Annotated in this window: 20 protein-coding genes; 14 read left to right on the top strand and 6 right to left on the bottom strand. The window is 69.9% G+C overall.

Features of this window, described 5'->3' with window-relative positions; translation table 11 throughout:
* Positions 1-30 precede the first annotated feature (30 nt).
* The gene (locus W7S_RS21355; RefSeq protein ID WP_008260495.1) at positions 31-1,557 is read right to left on the bottom strand and encodes an ATP-binding protein; all 1,527 of its coding nucleotides are present in this window, start codon (positions 1,555-1,557) and stop codon (positions 31-33) included.
* Positions 1,554-3,218, bottom strand: a complete 1,665-nt coding sequence (locus W7S_RS21350) for an FAD-dependent oxidoreductase (protein WP_008260494.1) — start codon at positions 3,216-3,218, stop codon at positions 1,554-1,556. The genes W7S_RS21355 and W7S_RS21350 overlap by 4 nt, the downstream gene beginning before the upstream one ends.
* Positions 3,219-3,471: 253 nt before the next feature.
* Between W7S_RS21350 and infA the strand changes: the two genes are divergently transcribed.
* From infA to truA, 8 genes are all read left to right on the top strand, one after another.
* Positions 3,472-3,693 carry a translation initiation factor IF-1 gene (gene infA / locus W7S_RS21345; protein ID WP_003418601.1) on the top strand — a complete coding sequence of 74 codons (222 nt, stop codon included), beginning with the start codon at positions 3,472-3,474 and terminating at the stop codon, positions 3,691-3,693.
* A gap of 51 nt (positions 3,694-3,744) precedes the next feature.
* The gene (gene rpmJ, locus W7S_RS26475) at positions 3,745-3,858 is read left to right on the top strand and encodes a 50S ribosomal protein L36 (protein WP_003879483.1); all 114 of its coding nucleotides are present in this window, start codon (positions 3,745-3,747) and stop codon (positions 3,856-3,858) included.
* Positions 3,859-4,016: 158 nt separating this feature from the next.
* Positions 4,017-4,391: a 30S ribosomal protein S13 gene (gene rpsM, locus W7S_RS21340; protein WP_008260257.1), complete on the top strand. Its 375-nt coding sequence runs from the start codon at positions 4,017-4,019 to the stop codon at positions 4,389-4,391.
* Between the two features lie 6 nt (positions 4,392-4,397).
* Positions 4,398-4,814, top strand: a complete 417-nt coding sequence (gene rpsK, locus W7S_RS21335) for a 30S ribosomal protein S11 (protein WP_008260256.1) — start codon at positions 4,398-4,400, stop codon at positions 4,812-4,814.
* Between the two features lie 9 nt (positions 4,815-4,823).
* Positions 4,824-5,429 carry a 30S ribosomal protein S4 gene (gene rpsD, locus W7S_RS21330; protein ID WP_009952905.1) on the top strand — a complete coding sequence of 202 codons (606 nt, stop codon included), beginning with the start codon at positions 4,824-4,826 and terminating at the stop codon, positions 5,427-5,429.
* 76 nt (positions 5,430-5,505) lie between these two features.
* A complete protein-coding gene (locus W7S_RS21325) occupies positions 5,506-6,549 on the top strand; it encodes a DNA-directed RNA polymerase subunit alpha (protein ID WP_008260253.1) in 1,044 nt (347 codons plus the stop codon).
* A gap of 57 nt (positions 6,550-6,606) precedes the next feature.
* Entirely contained in the window at positions 6,607-7,251 is a 645-nt protein-coding gene (rplQ, locus tag W7S_RS21320; protein ID WP_014712338.1) for a 50S ribosomal protein L17, read from the top strand.
* Entirely contained in the window at positions 7,238-8,089 is an 852-nt protein-coding gene (gene truA, locus W7S_RS21315) for a tRNA pseudouridine(38-40) synthase TruA (protein ID WP_081490132.1), read from the top strand. Before rplQ ends, truA begins: the two co-directional genes overlap by 14 nt.
* Here truA and W7S_RS21310 read toward each other — a convergent pair.
* Both W7S_RS21310 and W7S_RS21305 read right to left on the bottom strand, forming a co-directional pair.
* On the bottom strand, positions 8,086-8,721 hold the full coding sequence (locus W7S_RS21310) for a cutinase family protein (RefSeq protein ID WP_026071200.1): 636 nt from the start codon (positions 8,719-8,721) through the stop codon (positions 8,086-8,088). The two genes, truA and W7S_RS21310, sit on opposite strands and share 4 nt — an antisense overlap.
* Positions 8,722-8,763: 42 nt before the next feature.
* On the bottom strand, positions 8,764-9,645 hold the full coding sequence (locus tag W7S_RS21305; RefSeq protein ID WP_036429488.1) for a cutinase family protein: 882 nt from the start codon (positions 9,643-9,645) through the stop codon (positions 8,764-8,766).
* A 121-nt stretch (positions 9,646-9,766) separates the two neighbouring features.
* On the opposite strand from W7S_RS21305, the gene eccB reads away from it, so the two are divergent.
* Positions 9,767-11,140, top strand: coding sequence for a type VII secretion protein EccB (eccB, locus tag W7S_RS21300; RefSeq protein ID WP_014712336.1), 1,374 nt, complete (start codon positions 9,767-9,769; stop codon positions 11,138-11,140).
* Here eccB and mycP read toward each other — a convergent pair.
* Together mycP and eccD are read right to left on the bottom strand one after the other, a co-directional pair.
* On the bottom strand, positions 11,105-12,421 hold the full coding sequence (gene mycP, locus W7S_RS21295; RefSeq protein WP_014712335.1) for a type VII secretion-associated serine protease mycosin: 1,317 nt from the start codon (positions 12,419-12,421) through the stop codon (positions 11,105-11,107). The genes eccB and mycP overlap by 36 nt on opposite strands.
* Entirely contained in the window at positions 12,418-13,827 is a 1,410-nt protein-coding gene (gene eccD, locus W7S_RS21290; protein WP_014712334.1) for a type VII secretion integral membrane protein EccD, read from the bottom strand. Before eccD ends, mycP begins: the two co-directional genes overlap by 4 nt.
* A 93-nt stretch (positions 13,828-13,920) precedes the next feature.
* Between eccD and eccCb the strand changes: the two genes are divergently transcribed.
* The 5 genes from eccCb (at position 13,921) to rplM (ending at position 20,214) form a co-directional block, all read left to right on the top strand.
* Entirely contained in the window at positions 13,921-17,610 is a 3,690-nt protein-coding gene (gene eccCb / locus W7S_RS21285; protein ID WP_014712333.1) for a type VII secretion protein EccCb, read from the top strand.
* The gene (locus W7S_RS21280; protein WP_014385768.1) at positions 17,607-18,836 is read left to right on the top strand and encodes a type VII secretion-associated protein; all 1,230 of its coding nucleotides are present in this window, start codon (positions 17,607-17,609) and stop codon (positions 18,834-18,836) included. Before eccCb ends, W7S_RS21280 begins: the two co-directional genes overlap by 4 nt.
* 43 nt (positions 18,837-18,879) lie before the next feature.
* A complete protein-coding gene (locus W7S_RS21275) occupies positions 18,880-19,197 on the top strand; it encodes a WXG100 family type VII secretion target (protein ID WP_014383255.1) in 318 nt (105 codons plus the stop codon).
* A 14-nt stretch (positions 19,198-19,211) separates the two neighbouring features.
* Complete coding sequence (locus W7S_RS21270; protein WP_008260232.1) at positions 19,212-19,508, top strand: WXG100 family type VII secretion target; 297 nt, start codon at positions 19,212-19,214, stop codon at positions 19,506-19,508.
* Between the two features lie 262 nt (positions 19,509-19,770).
* A complete protein-coding gene (gene rplM, locus W7S_RS21265) occupies positions 19,771-20,214 on the top strand; it encodes a 50S ribosomal protein L13 (RefSeq protein ID WP_008260230.1) in 444 nt (147 codons plus the stop codon).
* The last annotated feature ends 25 nt before the right edge of the window (positions 20,215-20,239 follow it).

The raw sequence follows: 20,239 nt of genomic DNA, 5'->3' as shown, positions 1-20,239 counted from the left end.
AACCGGGCGCGGTGCGGCCCTATTCCAGTCCTATTCCGGGGTCGTGACGTTTTCTTCCGGGCCGTCGAGGTCGGGGGCGATGTCGGCGGCGGGCGGTTGCAGTGGCAGCAGCACGATGAATCGGGTGTCGCCGGGCGCCGATTCCACTCGCAGGTCCCCGCGATGCTTCTTGACCACGATGTTGAACGCCAGATCCAGGCCCAGGCCGGTGCCCTCGCCGAACGGCTTGGTGGTGAAGAACGGTTCGAAGATGTGCTCGCGCACGTCCTCGGGTATGCCCGGGCCGGTGTCGCAGATCTCGACGCGGGCCATGTGCTCGCCTTCCCGGCAGGTGCGGATGGTCAGCGTGCCGCCGGTATCGCGCATCGCGGCGATCGCGTTGTCGATGATGTTGGTCCACACTTGATTGAGATCACCCGGATAGCAAGGGATTTCGGGAAGCGACTGGTCGAAGTCCTTGACCACGGCGATGGCGTGCGAGTTTTTGCCGCCGTCCTTGGTCAGCCGGTCGGCGAACATCACCAGCGTGCTGCGCAGCAGCTCGTGCACGTTGGTCACCTGGAACGGCGCGCGATCCAGCTGCGAATACTGTTTGGCGTCGGCGACCAGGGCCGAAATCCGTTTGCTCGCTTCGAGGATCTGGTTCATCAGCAGTTCGCTCTCGATGGTGTAGTTGATCCACCGGATCGCCTGCTCCGCCGACGTCGACGCGAGCTCCTCGCTGACCGCGGAAATCCGCTCCAGCCAATCGGTGTCGATGCCGCCCTCGACGAACGTCGGCGCGATGTCCCAGCCGCCGTCGATGCCGTGGGCTTCCAGCCAGTCGCCGACGGCGTCCTCGCGGTCGGCGGTCTCCAGCGCACTCAGATGCTGCGAGGCGGACTTGGCGACCTGCTCGGCGACCCTCTCCTGCAGCCGGACCAGGGCGCTGAGCGCCTCGGGGGAGACGGTGCCGTCGGCGAGCATCGCCAGCTTGTGCCGCATGCTGGCCACCCGTTCGCGCAGATCCGACGCGGCCCGCGAGATCGCCGCGGCCGGGTTGTTGAGCTGGTGGGTCAGCCCGGCCGACAGCCGGCCCAGCGCCAGCAGCTTCTCCCGGTTGTCGATGATGCGGCGGGTCCGGTCGGTGCCGACGGCGATGCCGTCGAGCAGGTGGACGGCCATCGGGAACTGGTCGCGCATGAATTGGGCGAACACCGGGGCGTCCATCACGAAGAACCGCGACGGCCGGGTCACGTGCACCGAGGCGTCGTAGCTCTTCTGCTTTCCGCCGGTGAACGCCCGCCAGGCCCCGCAGTACACGCCGCGCTGCGAGGTGCGGTTGGTCTCGATGTCCTGGCCGCCGGAGAGCTTGGACATCATCAGCTCGCCCTCGATCAGCACGTAGAAGCAGGTCGCCGGTTCGCCTTCGACGCAGATCGGGCCCGGTTCGTAGGTTTCGATGTGGCCCGCCGCGCACAGCACCGCAAGCTGCTCGTCGGTGAGCGCCTCGAACAGAAACAGGCTGCGCAGCTCGTCGGGCTCGCAGGGGACCTTGATCGATTCGGCGCCGGTCATGATTCGGCCAGGTAGCGGTGGACCAGCATCACGGCCATCGACCCTTCGCCGACGGCGGCCGCGACCCGCTTGGCCGACGTCGAGCGGACGTCGCCGGTGGCGAAGACCCCCGGCACGCTGGTTTCGAGCTGATGCGGCGGGCGGTCCAGCGTCCAGCCGCACACGTTGCGCAGGTCGGGGCCGGTCAGGATGAAACCGTGGTCGTCTCGGGCCAGCACCCCGTCCAGCCAGTCGGTGCGCGGGGCGGCCCCGATGAAGATGAACATCCGGCCGCAGGTGACGTCCTCGGTCTCGCCGGTCCGGTTGTTGACCAGGCTCAGCTGCTCGAGGTGGCCGTCGCCGGTGGCGCGCTGCACCTCGGTGCAGGTCAGCACGTTGATCTTGGGGTTGGCCTCGATCTGCTGGATCAGGTAGTAGGACATCGACGCCTCCAGGGAGGGGGCGCGCACCACGATGTTGACCGATTTGGCCGTGCGCGACAGGTACATGGCGGCCTGCCCGGCCGAGTTGGCCCCGCCGATCACGTAGACCTCTTCGTCTTCGCACTCCGCGGCGATGGAGACCGCCGCCCCGTAGTAGATGCCGCAGCCGGTCAGCTCGGCGCACCCTTCGGCGTCCAGCTGGCGGTAGGCGACGCCGGTGGCCAGGATGACCGCGTGAGCGTCGATCGAGCCGCCGTCGGCGAAGCGCACGGTGCGCTTGGACCCGTTCACCTCGAGGGCGGTCGCCTTGCGGGCGGTGATCAATTCGGCGCCGAACTTCTCGGCCTGGCGGCGGGCGCGGTCGGCCAGCTGGCCGCCCGAAACCCCGTCCGGGAAGCCCAGGTAGTTCTCGATGCGCGAGCTCTGCCCGGCCTGACCGCCCGTCGCGATGTGTTCGATGAGCACCGTGCGCAGGCCCTCGGAGGCGCCGTACACCGCGGCGGCCAGGCCCGCGGGCCCGCCGCCGACCACGATCAGGTCGTAGAACTCCTGCGACGGCGTGGTGGTCAGGCCCAGGGTCTCGGCCAGCTGCGCGTCCGTGGGTTCGACGAGGGTGTCGCCGCGCTGGGTGACCACCACCGGCAGCCGCAGTCCGTCCTCGCCCGCCGCGTTGAGCAGCCGCTCGCCGGCGGGCTCGTCGGCCATGAACCAGGTGTAGTAGAGGCCGTTGCGGGCCAGGAAGTCGCGCACCTGCCAGGACCGCGCCGACCAGCGGTGGCCGATCACCTTGGTGTGCGGGACGGGGTGCTCGGGGGCGGCCCGCCAGGCGTCCAGCAACCCGTCGATGACGGGGTAGAACTTCTCCTCGGGCGGGTCCCACGGCTTGAGCAGGTAGTGGTCCAGGTCGACGACGTTGATCGCGTCGATGGCGGCGTGCGTGTCGGCGTAGGCGGTCAGCAGCACCCGGCGCGCCGCCGGATACAGGTCCATCGCCTGCTCGAGGAACTCGATGCCGCTCATCTGCGGCATCCGGTAGTCGGCGATGAGCAGCGCGACCGTCTCGCCGCGCAGTTTCAGCTCCTTGAGGGTGCCCAGCGCGTCGGGGCCCGACTCCGCGCGCACGATCCGGTGCTCCTCGCCGTAATGACGACGCAGGTCGCGCGCGACCGCCCGGGAAACCGAGGGGTCGTCGTCGACGGTGAGCATGACGGGCTTGCGCTGGCTTGAGGGGTTGGTCATCGGCGTTAAGTATGCGCTCGTCAGCGGGCGTGTGGGAGGTCGAGCGGGCGGCCCGCCTTCCGCCGACAGCGATTTTGGTGGACGCCGATGACCAGGTATCGTGGAACGACGGTGCGGCATCCGCGCCGACTTTTTGTGTGTCCAGTCCTAGGAATTTCCTGTCACCGGCTCACGTTGCAAGTCGGTGCGCCATGTCGCGCCGATCTGGGCGCAGACGCGAACGAGACTAAACGATGAGGATTCTTAACTAGTTATGGCCAAGAAAGACGGCGCCATCGAGGTCGAAGGCCGCGTGGTCGAGCCGCTGCCCAATGCGATGTTCCGCATTGAGCTGGAGAACGGTCACAAGGTGCTTGCCCACATCAGTGGCAAGATGCGGCAGCACTACATCCGCATCCTGCCCGAGGACCGGGTGGTGGTGGAGTTATCTCCCTACGACCTGTCCCGGGGCCGCATCGTGTACCGGTACAAGTAACAAGCCCGATCAGAACAACCTACGAACGACACAGAACAGGATCGAACAGCCGTGAAGGTGAACCCGAGCGTCAAGCCAATCTGTGACAAGTGCAGGGTGATCCGTCGGCACGGGCGGGTCATGGTGATCTGCTCCGATCCGCGCCACAAGCAGCGCCAAGGCTGAGCCAGGCGCCCCGCGGTACCAACACAACTGAATGCAGACCTCCCAGCACCACTGAGCGAATACGTCGCTCATCCACGCCCGGACGGAGGCCGGGCCCCGGATAGATCGGGAACGGGCTGGGATCAGACCTCCGCCGAGAAAAAGAGGAAACGCCACCTATGGCTCGACTAGTAGGCGTCGATCTGCCGCGTGACAAGCGGATGGAGATCGCGCTGACGTACATCTTCGGCGTCGGCCGGACCCGTTCGAACGAGATTCTCGAAGCGACGGGGATCGACAAGAACCTGCGCACCAGGGACCTCACCGACGACCAGCTGACCCACCTGCGCGACTACATCGAAGCCAACCTGAAGGTGGAGGGTGACCTGCGCCGCGAGGTCCAGGCCGACATCCGCCGCAAGATCGAGATCGGCTGCTACCAGGGCCTGCGGCACCGCCGCGGCCTGCCGGTGCGCGGCCAGCGGACCAAGACCAACGCGCGCACCCGCAAGGGGCCCAAGCGCACCATCGCCGGCAAGAAGAAGGCCAGGTAACCCCCCATGCCACCAGCCAAGAAGGCAGCGTCCGCCCCCAAGAAGGGGCAGAAGACCCGTCGCCGGGAAAAGAAGAACGTCCCGCACGGCGCCGCCCACATCAAGAGCACGTTCAACAACACGATCGTGACGATCACCGACCCGCAGGGCAACGTCATCGCCTGGGCGTCGTCGGGTCACGTCGGGTTCAAGGGCTCGCGGAAGTCGACGCCGTTCGCCGCGCAGCTGGCCGCCGAGAACGCGGCCCGCAAGGCGCAGGAGCACGGCGTCAAGAAGGTCGACGTGTTCGTCAAGGGACCGGGCTCGGGCCGGGAGACCGCGATCCGGTCGCTGCAGGCCGCCGGACTGGAGGTCGGCGCGATCTCCGACGTCACCCCCCAGCCGCACAACGGCGTTCGCCCCCCGAAGCGCAGAAGGGTCTAGGAGATACTCATGGCTCGTTACACCGGACCCGTCACCCGCAAGTCGCGCCGGCTGCGCACCGACCTCGTCGGTGGCGACCAGGCGTTCGAGAAGCGCCCCTACCCGCCCGGCCAGCACGGCCGCGCGCGGATCAAGGAAAGCGAATACCTGCTGCAGCTGCAGGAGAAGCAGAAGGCCCGCTTCACCTACGGCGTGATGGAAAAGCAGTTCCGCCGCTACTACGAAGAGGCCGTGCGGCAGCCCGGCAAGACGGGTGAAGAGCTGCTGCGGATCCTGGAAAGCCGGCTCGACAACGTCGTCTACCGCGCCGGACTGGCGCGCACCCGCCGGATGGCACGCCAGCTGGTCAGCCACGGACACTTCAGCGTCAACGGCGTGCACGTCAACGTCCCCAGCTACCGGGTGTCGCAGTATGACATCATCGACGTGCGGGACTCCTCGCTGAACACCGTGCCGTTCCAGATCGCGCGGGAGACGGCGGGCGACCGGCCGATCCCGAGCTGGCTGCAGGTCGTGGGGGAGCGTCAGCGCATCCTCGTCCACCAGCTGCCCGAGCGGGCACAGATCGACGTCCCACTCACCGAGCAGCTCATCGTCGAGTTCTACTCGAAGTAAGTGACTTTCGGGCCGGCCGGCCCGAAAACCCAACGGCATCAAATAGCGGGTGCCGAGAAGGAGAAGAAGAAACACCATGCTGATCTCTCAGCGACCCACACTGTCGGAGGAAGTCCTCACCGACAACCGCTCCCAGTTCGTCATCGAGCCGCTGGAGCCCGGATTCGGTTACACCCTGGGCAATTCGCTGCGCCGGACGCTGCTGTCCTCGATTCCGGGTGCGGCCGTCACCAGCATCCGCATTGACGGCGTGCTGCACGAGTTCACCACCGTGCCCGGCGTCAAGGAAGACGTCACCGCGATCATCCTGAACCTCAAGAGCCTGGTGGTGTCCTCCGAGGAGGACGAGCCCGTCACGATGTACCTGCGCAAGCAGGGTCCGGGCGAGGTCACCGCGGGCGATATCGTGCCCCCCGCCGGTGTCACGGTGCACAACCCCGACCTGCACATCGCGACGCTGAACGACAAGGGCAAGCTCGAGGTCGAGCTGGTCGTCGAGCGGGGCCGTGGCTACGTGCCGGCCGTTCAGAACCGGGCTTCAGGCGCCGAAATCGGCCGCATCCCAGTCGATTCCATCTACTCGCCGGTGCTCAAGGTCACCTACAAGGTGGACGCCACCCGTGTCGAGCAGCGCACCGACTTCGACAAGCTGATCCTCGATGTCGAGACCAAGAGTTCGATCAACCCCCGCGATGCGCTGGCGTCCGCGGGCAAGACCCTGGTCGAATTGTTCGGTCTGGCACGCGAACTCAACGTCGAGGCCGAGGGCATCGAGATCGGGCCGTCGCCGGCGGAGGCCGACCACATCGCGTCGTTCGCGCTGCCGATCGACGACCTGGACCTGACGGTGCGGTCCTACAACTGCCTCAAGCGCGAGGGCGTGCACACCGTCGGCGAGCTGGTGTCGCGCACCGAGTCCGACCTGCTGGACATCCGCAACTTCGGTCAGAAGTCCATCGACGAGGTGAAGGTCAAGCTGCACCAGCTGGGCCTGTCGCTCAAGGACAGCCCGGCGAGCTTCGACCCCTCGCAGGTCGCGGGCTACGACGTCGCCACCGGCACCTGGTCCACCGAGGCCGCCTACGACGACCAGGACTACGCGGAAACCGAACAGCTGTAGCAGTTCCGTCCCGGTCCTACCTGATACGGGGACCGGCCCCAATTAGGAGAAGTCGCAATGCCCAAGCCCACCAAGGGCCCTCGCCTCGGCGGGTCGTCATCGCACCAGAAGGCCCTTCTGGCCAACCTGGCGACGTCGCTGTTCGAGCACGGCCGTATCAAGACGACCGAGCCCAAGGCGCGTGCGCTGCGGCCGTATGCGGAAAAGCTGATCACCCACGCGAAAAAGGGTGCGCTGCACAACCGTCGAGAGGTGCTGAAGAAGATCCGCGACAAGGACGTCGTGCACACCCTGTTCGAGGAGATCGGGCCGTTCTTCGCCGACCGCAACGGCGGCTACACCCGGATCATCAACGTCGAGCCGCGCAAGGGCGACAACGCGCCCATGGCCGTGATCGAGTTGGTGCGGGAGAAGACGGTCACCTCCGAGGCCGATCGGGCCCGCCGGGTGAAGGCGTCCAAGAAGTCTGACGCTCCTGTCGCGGCAGCGGCGGCGCCTCAGGCCGCCGTCGAGCCTGAGGAAGCCGTCGGGCCGACGGCCGAGGAAGCCACCGCCGAGGCCGGGGAGACCGAGGCCTCCGAGGCCTCAGACGAGCCGACCAAGGCCCAAGCCGAGGCCGAAGACAAGGCCGACAAGGCCGTGGCCGCGCGGGCCGAAGCCGAGGCCGCCGAGAAGGCGAACGACGAGGCTGACGAGAGTTAGCGAGGACGTCCGTCTGCGGCTCGATATCGCCTACGACGGAACAGGTTTCGCAGGCTGGGCCACTCAGACCGGCCAGCGTACCGTGGCCGGGGTTCTCGACGAGGCGCTGACGACCATCTTCCGCACGCCCGTGCGGCTGCGGGCGGCGGGGCGCACCGATGCCGGAGTCCACGCCACCGGGCAGGTGGCCCATGTCGACGTGCCCGCGGCGGCCCTGCCGAACGCGTACTCGCGTGCGCCGCACGTCGGTGAGGCGGAGTTTCTGCCGTTGCTGCGCCGGCTGGGCCGGTTCCTGCCCGCCGACGTCCGGGTCGTCGACATCGTCCGCGCCCCTGCTGGTTTCGACGCCCGGTTCTCGGCGTTGCGGCGTCACTACGTGTACCGGTTGTCGACGGCGCCGTGGGGGGTGGATCCGCAGCAGGCCCGCTACGTCACCGCCTGGCCGCGCCCCCTGGACGTCGAGGCCATGGCCACCGCCTCGCGGGATCTGTTGGGATTGCACGACTTCGCCGCGTTCTGCCGTCACCGCGAGAACGCCACCACCATCCGCGACCTGCAGCGGCTGGAGTGGACGCGCGGGGGTGACCTGATCACCGCGCGGGTCAGCGCCGACGCGTTCTGCTGGTCGATGGTGCGCTCCCTGGTCGGGGCGCTGCTGGCCGTCGGCGAACACCGCCGTCCCGTGTCCTGGTGCCGCGAACTGCTGTCCGCCACAGCCCGATCCAGCGACTACGCGACCGCCCCGGCGCACGGGCTGACACTGGTCGGCGTCGACTACCCGCCCGACGACCAGCTGACCGCGCGCAACCTCATCACCAGGGACGTGCGCTCGCGCTAGACCCTCGCCGCGGCGAAACTCGCGGCCTTGTTGGTCAATCCGGGCACGTAGCTCAAATGCGACGCCCACCGCAGGCCGCCCGAACAGATCGGGTCACCCGGGTTGCACAGGTCGATGGTCTTGCCCTCGAAATTCGGGCTCAGCGCGCTCATCAGGTTTCCCGCCCGGCCGGACGGATTCCCGAAGAGAGCGACGGCGGCGACGTGATCGGCGGCCGCCGGCGGCAACGGCCTGCGAAACCCGAAGCCGGACACCGGTGCGGCCGTGACGATGTCGATGACGGCGGCCCCCTGCGAGTAGCCGCCCAGCACCAGCTTGGTGTTGGGGCAGTTCACCGCCATGCGCTGGATGTGGCTGCTCGCGTCGTTGGCGCCGTCCGCGGCGGCCAGGAAGTCCTTGTCGGCGGGATAGTTCACGCCATATGCGCCAACGCTTTTGCGGGTCTGCTCCCGCAACGAGTTGACGAACGCCCCGCCCACCTTCCCGACACCGGGCGCCTCATCCGTTCCCCGGGCAAACACCACTTCGACGCCGGGGCAGGACGCCGATGCACGGGGAACCAATTGCGGGGCAACCAATAACGCTGCCCCCGCGAGCAATCCGACGCCCAGCCCTAAAGGGATAAGCCTCACACAGAGATGTTAAGCGCGCGTTGATAACCCGCCGGTAACGATTTAGACGAGAGGTGCTTGCGGTACGGACGTGGCCGGCCCGGGCGCGAGCGGCGCGGGTGCCGGGGCGGTGCCGGTGCCGCCGTGGATCGAGGGGCCCGACCCGGGCGGGGTCTGCCCGTACACCGGCGTCTGCTGGCCGTACCCGGGCTGGCCCGGGACCTGCGGGCCGGCGCCGGGGAAGGACGGGCCGTACCCGGGCACCGACTGGCCGGCGCCGACGAGCTTGGACGCGACGAACGCCGCGGCCTGGGTGGTGTAGACGGGGACGTAGCCCTCGGTGTGCCCACTCCACTCGTTGCCGGGGCCGGCGTGGCAGATCGGGTCGTTGGGGTTGCACAGGTCGATGGCCTTGGAGCCCAGCAGCTTGCTCTGGCTGGGCAGCGTGCCGCCGGCGCGGTCGGCCACGTCGCCGAAGGTGGCGACGGCCGCGATGTTGTCGGCGTACTGCGGCGGCAGCGAGTTGCCCCAGTTGATGCCGCCGATGGGCACGCCGGCCACGATGTCCATCACCGAGGCGCCCTGCGAGTAGCCGCCCAGCACGATCTTGGTGCTCGGGCACTTCTCTACGCTCTTCTTCACGCGGTCGATGGTGTCGTTGGCGCCGTCACCGCCGTGCAGCTGCAGCTTGCTGGCGGCGTAGTTCACGCCGTAGGGCAGGATGTTCAGCCCGCCCGTCTGCTGGCGCAGCGAGTCCACGAAGGCGTCGCCGACCCGGCCCAGGCCGGGCGGCTCGTTGGTGCCGCGGGCGAAGATGACCTCGACGTCCGGGCAGTCATCGGCGGAGGCGACCGGCGTCGCGGCCGGTGCGGCGAGGAGGCCGGCGGCGGTCACCAGGGCGGACGCGCCCAGGCCGACGAGGCGAGCTGCACGGTGAGTTTTCACCGGGCAATTTTACCCAATTTCGGCCGGGGCGAAACTCCTGCGACCTGTGGATAAGCGCTCCGGCGGGGCCGTTCGGCGGCCTACCGTGGGCCCAGACGGATTTCGCAGGGTGGGGGGATCAGTGCCGCGTCAGCCGACCACGTGGCTGCGCGTCAGCGCTCACCGGTACCTCGTGCGCCGCACCGAATGCGCGTTGCTGGGCGAGGCGATATACCCGACCGGTCCACGGGCGCGGATGCCGTCGGCATCGCTGGCAGCCGGCTGCGTGGTCACGGTCCTCGCGCTGGCGGGCTGTGCGCTGCTGGGTTTGCTGAGCCCGCACGTCGCGCTGGATCGGGCGCAGATCGTGATGTCCCGGGACTCGGGTGCGCTGTTCGTTCGAGTGGGCGATGTCTGGCATCCGGTGCCGAACCTGGCCTCCGCGCGGCTCATCGCGGGGACGGCCGCCGATCCGCAGCCGATCCGCGAGGCCGACCTGGAGCGCGCCAAACGCGGCCCGCTGCTGGGCATCCCGGGTGCACCGCAATTCGTCGGCAGGCCCCTGCCCACACAGGACGTGGCCTTCTCGATGTGCGACAGCGATGGCGCCAGTAGCACGACGGTCATCGTCGGCCCCCTCGCCGACAACGCGGTCACCCGCATGCCCCCCGGACAGGCCATCCTGGCCGCCGTCTCCTCGGGTTCGCCGGCCTATCTGCTCTACGACGGGCACCGGGCCATTGTGGACCTGGAAGATGCCGCGGTCGTGCGGGCGCTCCGCCTCGAGGGCCGCGCGCCGCGGCTCATCTCGCAAGCGTTGCTGAACGCCATGCCCGAGGCGCCACCGATCTCGGCTCCCCGCATCCGCGGCCTCGGGAGCGCCGCGCCCGAACTGCCGGGGTTTCACGTCGGCAGTGTGCTTCGCGTCACACGCGCCGACGGTGACGAGTATTACGCGGTGCTGGCCGACGGCGTGCAGCGGATCGGCCAGGTCGCCGCCGACCTGATGCGCTTTAGCGGCTCCCAGGGCACGGTCAGTCCCGTCACCGTTGCGCCCGCGGCGATCCGGGCCGCGCCCGTCGTCGCCGAGCTGCCCGTGGCCGGTTTCCCCGACCGGGCGCCGACGCTGCCGGAGGCCGCCGGCATGTTATGCGCCAGCTGGGCGGGCGGGCGAGCGGGGGTGGCTTTGCTGGCGGGAAGCCGGCTGCCGGTGCCGCCCGGTCAGGCGGCGGTGACCCTGGCGCAGGCGGACGGCCGGGGCCCCGCGCTGGATGCCGCGTACGTGCCGACCGGCCGCAGCGCCTATGTGCGGGCGGGCGACAAAGCCGGCACCCGCTACCTGATCGTCGACACCGGGGTGCGATTCGCCATCCCCGACGACGACGCCGCGCACGATCTCGGCCTCTCCGAGCCGACCCCGGCGCCCTGGCGGATCCTCACGCGCTTGCCGGCGGGACCGGAGCTGAGCAGACGCGGCGCGTCAATCGCCCGGGACGCGGTCGCGGCCTCCCCGTAACCGGCTTCTGACCCCTCCGGCGGCGAGCGCGACCGTCAGCGCGACGAGGCAAACCGCGGCGCCGCGCACCGCGGTGTCCCGGGCGCGGGTATCGCGCGATCGGGTCGTCGGCGGCGACACGGCGGCCGGCGCCGCGGCAGGCGGCGGCTTGGGAGTGGTGGCGGTCGGGCCCATCCCGGTGCTGACCGCGGCGAGCGGATCGATGGTGCCGTTGCCGACGAGCGGATCCCACCCCGCGGGCGGATGATGCGCGGTCGACTCGATGCGCTGCATCACCTGCCGCGCGGTCAGCGCCGGGAAGCGGGCCCGGATGAGCGCGGCCAGACCGCTCACCACCGGGGCGGCATAACTCGTGCCCGACACCGGATCCGGCGCGAGGGAGGCCACGGCCTCGCCGGGCGCGGCGACATCGACCCAAGGCCCGGCAAGGCTGAAACCCGAGGGCGCCCCTTCGGCGTTCACCGAACCGACGGTCAGCACGTAGTCGTCGTACCACGCGGGACTGACCGCGACCGTGATGGTTTGCCAGGTGGCGTCCGGTCGCTGCGGCGGGCACTGCGCGGCGCCGCCGGTATTCCCCGCCGCCGCAACCACGACGGCATTCTTGACGTCGACGGCGTAGGCCAGCGCGGCGCCCAGCGCACGGTCGTCGAGCGCGGCGGCCACCGGAACGCACGCCACCGAGGAAATGTTGATCACCGACGCGCCCAGATCCGCTGCGGTCCGAACGGCTTTCGCCATGGTGTCGACGTCACCCACCCCGGAGCGGGACCGGTCGGTGGCGGGTGAGAACTTCGCGCTGGACTGCCTAATGCTGATCAACGTGGCTTCCGGAGCGATCCCGCTGAAGCCGTCCGACTTGGAATCCGGTGCGGCCGCGATGATTCCCGCGACCAGCGTGCCGTGCGCGTCGCAGTCCTGTGTGCCGTCGCCGGTCGACACGTAGTCACCCCCGGGCACCACGTCGGGCAGCCGGCGGTGCCGCGAGACCCCGGTGTCGATGACCGCGATCCGTTGCCCTGCGCCGCGGGTGAGGCGCCACACCTCCGAGAGATCGAACGCCCCCGGCGGCTGGTTACGGCCCGGCCTCGAGTCGAGCGTCAGCGCCGCGCAGACCTCGCGCTGCACGGTCGGCCGCGTCGGCGCGGGCAAGGCGGGCTCGGGCAGCCACTTGTCGTCGATGCCGGGTGGCGAAACCGCCTGCGCCGATGGCGTTCCGAACGCGGCGAACATCGTCAGCGCCGACACCGCGAGCACGCGCCCAACGTGCGAGTTCCTCACGTGAGATTCAATCCCCGGACCGCGCCGTAGAGTCCGCTGATCCAGCAGGCCAGCGGGACCAGTGCCGACCACGCCAGCCACTCCAGCACTTCGACACATCGGAGCGCGACGGGCGAGGAGGATGTCGCGGCTAACCCGAGGTACATCGCGGCGGCGGCCAGCGCCGTCGCCGCCGCGAGAAGCGGTCCGGGCATCTGCATTCGCAGTACCGTGACGCCGAAGGTCGTTGCCGCGATGAGGGTTCCGCCGGTGGCAAAGCTCAGCAGCCCGGCGCCTGCGCCGGACCTGCAGCGCAGCAGGAACAGGGCGGCGGTGACGGTCCCGAACGCCATGCAGGACAGCCGCGGTGCGCCGGCGAGCACGGTGAGAGCGGCGCCGACGCCGGCTGACGACGACAGCCCCGCGCGCAGGCTCACCAACCACCGGTCGGCGCGGATCGCTTGCGCGGGCACCCGCGAGTCAATCGGTTCGGGGTCAGCGAAGTCCGTCGTCGCAAGTCGGGGCGACAACCCCGCCAGCGCAATGGACATGCGCGGCGCCGCCCCGAGCAGACCGAGCGACAGGACCGCGGATGCCGACGCGACGACATGCACAGGCGCGGCGGTGATCGCGCCCACCAGCGCCGCCGCGGCGACGGCTGCCGCGAAGCACGCCGCCGCCGTCAACGCGACGACGCCGCAGCCCGACAGCCGCATCGCCAGCACGGCGGTGACGGCCGCCGCCGCCGCGGCCAGCAACACGTTGGAAACGCTTGGGCCACCGGGCACCATCACAAACCCGGCCACCGCCGCGAAGACGGTGGCGATCACGCTCAGCGCCAGCCCGGCGATCGGGTCTCGGTAGGCCCGGTGCGCGACCGCGGCAAGCCCGAGCGCGACGAGGGCGGCCGATCCCAAAGCGGCGCCCGTCATCCCTTCGTCTCGAGGGTGGCTGTCGCTGAAGGTGTTTCGGACCAAAGCCAGCCCGCCAACCGCCGTCAGGACGACGGCCGCAGTCGCTCCGCAGAGCCGGGTGACCCGCCGGGTTGCGGCACCGCCACGCAACCGAGCGGGCCCCTCCAGCGTGGCCGCCACCTCCCGCGCGATGTCGACGTAACGCGGCGCGGGTAACGGCACGGAGGGTGTGCTCAGCACCAAGACCGCGCCGTCGCCGATGCGGTTCTGCGCCAACGTCGTCGACGGGTTCAGCGCGGACGCGCCGGGGATCGACACCTGGTAGCGCACCGCCTCCTGGTCGGCGGGACGGACCCCGAGGGCGTCGATGAGCGACGGAATCAACACCGCGACAGGCACTCCGGCGGGCAGCACCAGATCGGCGACGGCGGTGCCCCAATGAACGCGGACCCGGCACAGCCCGGTATCGGATGCAGCCAACGGCGGTCCCTTCGGTCGGATCCTGGCGAACATAGCCGGGTTTCGACGTCCCGGCATCCGGCTGTCCACAGGTGACTTGTCGCCGTTTTCGGTGCTCCCTACCGTCGTCGAACTGGAGGCGATGCGATGACCGAGATGTTGGTGCCCGAGGCACAACAGGCGCCAATCGTGGTCGAGGCGCCACCGGACCTGCCGCCACCGGCGGGGCCCGGCCTACTGCCCCGCCTGCTGCCGGTGGCGATCTCCGTGGTGAGCATCGGCATCATGGCCGCCGCGTTCGCGTCGGGGACCGCCATGGCCCGCACCCCCGTGTTCCTGGCCTTCCCGCTGATGATGCTGGTCTCGGCCCTGGCGTCCGGGCTGACCGGCCGGGCCCACCGGCGCGGCGATGGCATCGATGCCGACCGCGGACGGTATCTCGACTACCTGAGTCGGCTCAGTCAATCCGTATCCGAGGTCGCTATGGCGCAGCGCGCGTGCGCCATTCGGCGTCATCCCCATCCCGACACACTGTGGACGTTGATCGGCGGCGCTCGGATGTGGCAGCGCGGACCGGGCGACGCGGACTTCTGCGTCGTGCGGCTGGGCACGGGACCTCAGCCGCTCGCCCGTCGTTTGGTGGCGCCGGAGCTCGCCGCCGAGGAGCTTCGCGATCCGGTCACCGACACGGCGTTGCGCCGGTTCCTCCACGCATATTCGACAGTCGTTGCGCCGGTACCGATCGACCTGCGGGACGGATCGCTGGTGACGATCGACGGCGACGCGAGGGCCGCGCGTGGCTTGCTACGCGCGATGATCTGCCAGCTCGCCGTGCAGCATGCGCCCGATCAGGTGCGGATCGCCGCCGCGGTCAGCGAGCCGCATCGCGCCCACTGGGAATGGCTGAAATGGTTGCCGCACAACCAACATCCCGGCGATTCCGACGCGGCCGGTCCGGTGCGGATGGTCTATTCGGATGCCGCGCAGGTGCAGGGCGCGCTCGCGGGCGTTGCGGCGACCCGGGTGGTGGTGGTCGCCGAGCTGGACGAGGGTCCCACCGCGCTCGGCGGCGCCACCACCATCGCGATCGGCGGCGGCAATGACGGTGCGCCGCTGACGATCCGGCGCTCCGGCGAGGCCGCGCCGGTTTCTTGCCCCGACCGGATGGAGCCCGTCGACGCGCTGGTGTGCGCCCTCCGGCTGGCCGGTCATCGGGGGAGAGCGGGGGGCGGTGATCCCGGTTGGCCCGGATTGGTCGGTCTGCGCGACGTGCATCGTTTCGACCCGGCGACGCTATGGCGCGGCCAGGCGCGCCGCGACCGCCTGCGCGTCCCCATCGGCACCACCATGCAGGGCGCACCGCTCGAGCTGGACATCAAAGAGCCGGCCGAGGGCGGGATGGGCCCGCATGGGCTCTGCATCGGTGCAACCGGGTCGGGAAAATCGGAGCTGTTGCGGACCATCGCGCTGGGCATGATGGTCCGTAACTCCCCGCTGACGCTCAACCTGTTGCTCATCGACTTCAAGGGCGGGGCAACCTTTCTCGACTATGCGCGAGCGCCACACGTGGCCGCCGTGATCACCAACCTGGCCGACGACGCGCCGCTGGTGAGCCGCATGCGCGACGCGCTGGCCGGCGAGATGAATCGTCGCCAGCAGCTGCTGCGCACGGCGGGCTGCGTCAGCGTCGAGGCCTACGAAGGCGCGCGCCGCAGCGGCGACCCGCCTGAGCCGCTGCCGGCCCTGCCGACGCTGTTCGTAATCGTCGACGAGTTCTCCGAATTGCTCAGCCAGCAACCAGATTTCGCCGACACTTTCGTGGCGATCGGTCGTCTCGGCCGATCCCTGGGCATGCACCTGCTGCTGGCCAGCCAGCGCCTCGACGAGGGACGGCTACGCGGGCTCGAGGCCCACCTGTCGTACCGCCTGTGCCTGAAGACCCTGTCCGCCGCCGAATCCCGCACGGTGCTGGGCAATCTCGATGCGTACGAGCTGCCCGCCGCGCCCGGCGCCGGCTTCCTGCGGATCGGCGGCGGCGAACCGATTCGCTTCCAGGCCGCCTCGGTTTCGGGACCGCTGCGGACGGACGCTTCCCCGGATAAGGCCCCCGCCGCGGCGCGCTCGACCCAGGCGTTCACGACCCGCGTCACCGGCGCGGTCCGTCGCACCCACCGGGCGAACATGACTTCCCCGCCGGCCATCTACCATGCGGTCCTGGACCGGCTGCGCGGCCAGGGGCCGCCCGCGCACCGGGTTTGGCTGCCCCCGCTGGGGCCGGCGCCGCAGCTGCACACCCTGCTGCACAGCGCGGAGCCCACGCCGGCCGGCCTGACCGCCGTCCCCATCGGCCTTGTCGACCGCCCCTTCGAACAGCGCCGAACGCCACTGATGATCGACCTGTCCGGGGCCGCCGGCAACGCGGCGATCGTCGGGGGGCCCCAATCCGGCAAGTCGACGGCGCTGCGCACACTCATCACCGCCCTGGCGGCCACGCACGACGCGAGCCAGGTGCAGTTCTACTGCTTGGATTTCGGTGGCGGGACGCTGTCGTCGGTGCGGTCGTTGCCGCACGTCGGTGCGGTCGCCGGCAGGGCCGAGTCCCGACTCGTCGGGCGGATCGTCGCCGAATGCGAGTCGGTCGTGCGGCGGCGTGAAGCCATATTCGGTGAGCACGCGATCGGCTCGATCGCCGACTATCGCCGGCGGGCCGCAGCCGGCGTCGCCAACGATGATCCGTTCGGCGACGTCTTCCTCGTCATCGACGGCTGGGCAACCGTGCGCCAGGAATTCGAGGCGCTGGAGGCCTCGATCACCGCCCTTGCGACCCATGGGCTTTCGTTCGGTGTGCACGTGGTGTTGTCGGCGTCGCGCTGGGCCGACGTCAGGCCGTCGCTGCGGGATCAGCTCGGCACCCGCGTCGAGTTGCGGCTCGGCGATCCCGCCGACTCCGAACTGGACCGCAAGGCCGCCGCGCACGTCCCGCACGACAGCCCGGGACGGGGGCTGTCCCGGGACGGCCTGCACATGGTGGTCGCAAGGCCCGTAGCCGAGGTGCTCGCCGGTCACTCGGTTGCGCCGCCGATACCGCTCTTGCCCGATCACGTGGACCGCGAGACCTTGGTGCGCGGGTCGGGAGCCGAGCTTCGCGCCCAAGTGCTGCTCGGCCTGCGAGAGCGCGAACTGCGCCCGGCGGCAATAGATTTCGACGGTCAGCCGCATCTGGTGATCCTCGGCGACAGCGCGTGCGGGAAGACGGCGACGCTGCGTACCTTGTGCCGTGAGCTGGTCCGGACGAAGACCGCCGCGCAAGCACAGCTGTTGATCGTCGACTTCCGGCGCACGCTGCTCGGCGTTGTCGAGTCGGAGCATCTCCGCGGGTATGCGATGTCGCCGGCCGCGTTGGCCGCGCTGCTGCCCGACGTGCTCGCCCTGCTGAGCGCACGAATGCCGCCGCCCGACGCGAGCCAGGCCGAGTTGCGCAGCCGCTCGTGGTGGTCCGGGCCGCAGATCTACGTCGTGGTCGACGACTACGACCTGGTCGCCACGCCGACGGAAAATCCGCTGGGACCGATCGCCGAATTCCTGCCCTACGCACAAGATTTGGGATTGCACCTCGTCGTCGCCCGGCGCGGCGCCGGGGCGGAGCGCGCGATGTTCGAGCCGGTGCTCGCGGGTCTGCGTGACCTCGGTTGCATGTCGCTGATGATGAGCGGATCTCCCAGCGAGGGCGCGCCGTTCGGCCGCGCTCGGCCGGCGCAATTGCCGCCGGGCCGCGGCTTGCTGACCAACCGTACCGGCGACGAAGACCTCGTCCAGGTGGCTTGGAGCCCGCCGTGAGCGAACACCGTCCGATCATCGAGGCCGGGCCGGGCACTATCCGCCGGTTATGTTGTGGCACAGGACCGATCGACGAGGGCGAGACGGCCGACGTCATCCGGTCCGCCCTGGACGCGATAGACGACCGCGTCGCGCTGGTGGGGGAGCGGCCGGTAACCGTCGACGCGTTGTGGGAGGCCGCGCTGCGGGCGGCAACCTGCGGAACCGCCGACGGCATGGTCGTCGTGCACCCGTCCTGGTGGTCCTCCTCGCGCGTGGGCGTGGTGACCGCGGCCGCCGCGAGGGTGGCCGGCGCGGTGCGGACGCGCCCGCGATCATGGCTGCTGACGCGGGCGTCTCGCGCGGAACCGACGGTGGCGGTGGAAATCGCCGAGCGGCTGGTGGCGGTCACCGCGAGCGAGATCACCGCCGTACCGCGCAACGCCGATCCGCAATCCGTCGCCGAAGCCGTCGCGGATGTCATCGCCGGCGCGGCCCCCGCGGCGGTGGTGATCGACACGCCGAGCACGGTCGCCGGGGCGTCGCCGCTGGCGGCGTCGATCATCCACGGGCTACGCGGGAGCGGGCCGTCGGCACCAAGTGTGCTGGAAATCAACCATATTCGCTTCACCCGGCTTGCGCGGGCGTCCTTCCCGGTGCGCCCGCTGCCGTCGGGGGCGCGTCCCACCGCCCGCCCGTCGCGGGTGCGGGCCCTGGGCACACTGGGGGCCGCCGCCATCGTCGTCGCCGCGGCGGCGCCGGCTGCGATGGCGCCGGACCGGCGTGGCGTAGTGCCCCCGACGCGAGTAGAGGCCACGCCCACGACGTTTTTGGTGGAAGGCCGGGTGGCGCTGTCGGTCCCGGCGACATGGCCGGCGCGACGGGTGGTCACCGGGCCGGGCTCGGCGCGGGTCCAGGTCACGTCTCCGGCCGATCCCGAGGTCGCGCTGCACATCACCCAGTCGCCGGTGGCCGGCGAGACGCTCAGCGGCACCGCCGAACGGTTGAAACGCGCGATCGACGTCGAGCCCGCCGGGCTGTTCGTCGACTTCAACCCGTCCGGTACCAGCGCGGGCCGGTCGGCGGTGACCTACCGCGAGGTGCGCCCGGGTCATGAGGTGCGCTGGACGGTGCTGCTCGACGGCCCCCTGCGGATCAGCGTCGGATGCCAGAGCAGACCCGGCGACGAGGGCGGGGTCCGCGATGCGTGCGAGCAGGCGGTCAGATCCGCCCACGCGATCGGATGACAATTCGTGGAACCGAACGACCCCCGTCACGGTCGTAATAGGTATGGCTGCACCAAACCCACTGAGCGCCGACGTCGACCTGATGCGGTCGGTGGCGGGCACCACCGACGCGCGCAACGAGGAAATCAGGGCAATGTTGCAGGCGTTCATCGGCCGGATGAGCGGCGTGCCGCCGTCGGCGTGGGGCGGGCCGGCGGCCACGCGCTTCAAAGACGTGATCGATCGCTGGAACGCCGAGTCGGTGCGGCTCTACCACGCCCTACACACCATCGCCGACACCATTCGGCAGAACGCGGCCACCCTGCAGGAGGCCGGCCAAAGCCACGCCGACCGCATCGCCGCCGCCGGCGGAAACCTGTGAGGAGGAAAGATCCCGTGGATTCGGTGTTGTCCTACAACTTCGGTGAAATCGAATACTCGGTGCGCCAGGAAATTCACTCGACATCGGCCCGCTTCAATGCCGCGCTCGACGAGCTGAGAGCACACATCGCGCCCTTGCAGCAGCTCTGGACCAGCGAAGCGGCCGCCGCCTACCAGGCCGAGCAGCTGAAATGGCACCAGTCGGCGACCGCGCTCAACGAGATGCTGGCCGCGCTCGGAAACGCGGTCCGCGACGGCGCGGACGAGGTGGCCAACGCCGACCGCCGCGCCGCCGGGGTGTGGGCGCGGTAGCGGCCGACGAGACACCGCGCGGTCTGGCCGCGCGTGAGACTGTGTGGTCCTGACGGGGGAGAGCCGTCGGGGCCACACAGTCATTTTGACCTGCGGGGATGGCGGTCGGTAAGCTGCTCCGTTGGCGTGCGGTACGCCAGGGCCTCGGGTCAACGTCGGTCGCCGAGACCAAGCCCATACCGCGGACGCCTGACCGGCACCCGGTCACACCGGGATCCACAGCCTCGGAACAGAGGCTCGCAGAGAAAGAGTGGTAAGCGCTGTGCCTACGTACACGCCAAAGGCGGGTGACACCACGAGGTCGTGGCACGTCATCGACGCCACGGACGTGGTGCTTGGCCGCCTTGCCGTCGCGGCAGCCAACCTGCTGCGCGGCAAGCACAAGCCGACGTTCACCCCCAACGTCGACGGCGGTGACTTCGTCATCGTCATCAACGCCGACAAGGTCGCCTTCAGCGGCCAGAAGCTGGACAAGAAGCTGGCGTACCGCCACTCGGGGTACCCCGGCGGTCTGAGCAGCCGCACAATCCGCGAGCTGATGGCAAAGCACCCCGACCGCGTCGTGGAGGACGCGATCGTCGGCATGCTGCCCAAGAACAAGCTCGCCCGGCAGATCGCGCGCAAGCTGCACGTCTACGCCGGCCCGACGCACCCCCACGTCGCACAGCAGCCCGTTCCGTACGAGATCAAGCAGGTGGCCCAGTGACCGAAACGACCGAGGGCCTTCAGAA

The sequence above is a fragment of the Mycobacterium sp. MOTT36Y genome (assembly GCF_000262165.1).
Taxonomy (GTDB): Bacteria; Actinomycetota; Actinomycetes; order Mycobacteriales; family Mycobacteriaceae; genus Mycobacterium; species Mycobacterium intracellulare.
Note: the sequence above shows the minus strand (reverse complement) of the source record. Positions and strands in the feature narration are given on the sequence as shown.

Coding starts and splice junctions, on each gene's coding strand:
- W7S_RS21355 (WP_008260495.1), bottom strand. CDS start 1,557: ATGACCGGCGCCGAATCGATCAAGGTCCCCTGCGAGCCCGACGAGCTG.
- W7S_RS21350 (WP_008260494.1), bottom strand. CDS start 3,218: ATGACCAACCCCTCAAGCCAGCGCAAGCCCGTCATGCTCACCGTCGAC.
- infA (WP_003418601.1), top strand. CDS start 3,472: ATGGCCAAGAAAGACGGCGCCATCGAGGTCGAAGGCCGCGTGGTCGAG.
- rpsM (WP_008260257.1), top strand. CDS start 4,017: ATGGCTCGACTAGTAGGCGTCGATCTGCCGCGTGACAAGCGGATGGAG.
- rpsK (WP_008260256.1), top strand. CDS start 4,398: ATGCCACCAGCCAAGAAGGCAGCGTCCGCCCCCAAGAAGGGGCAGAAG.
- rpsD (WP_009952905.1), top strand. CDS start 4,824: ATGGCTCGTTACACCGGACCCGTCACCCGCAAGTCGCGCCGGCTGCGC.
- W7S_RS21325 (WP_008260253.1), top strand. CDS start 5,506: ATGCTGATCTCTCAGCGACCCACACTGTCGGAGGAAGTCCTCACCGAC.
- rplQ (WP_014712338.1), top strand. CDS start 6,607: ATGCCCAAGCCCACCAAGGGCCCTCGCCTCGGCGGGTCGTCATCGCAC.
- eccD (WP_014712334.1), bottom strand. CDS start 13,827: ATGTTCGCCAGGATCCGACCGAAGGGACCGCCGTTGGCTGCATCCGAT.
- eccCb (WP_014712333.1), top strand. CDS start 13,921: ATGACCGAGATGTTGGTGCCCGAGGCACAACAGGCGCCAATCGTGGTC.
- W7S_RS21275 (WP_014383255.1), top strand. CDS start 18,880: ATGGCTGCACCAAACCCACTGAGCGCCGACGTCGACCTGATGCGGTCG.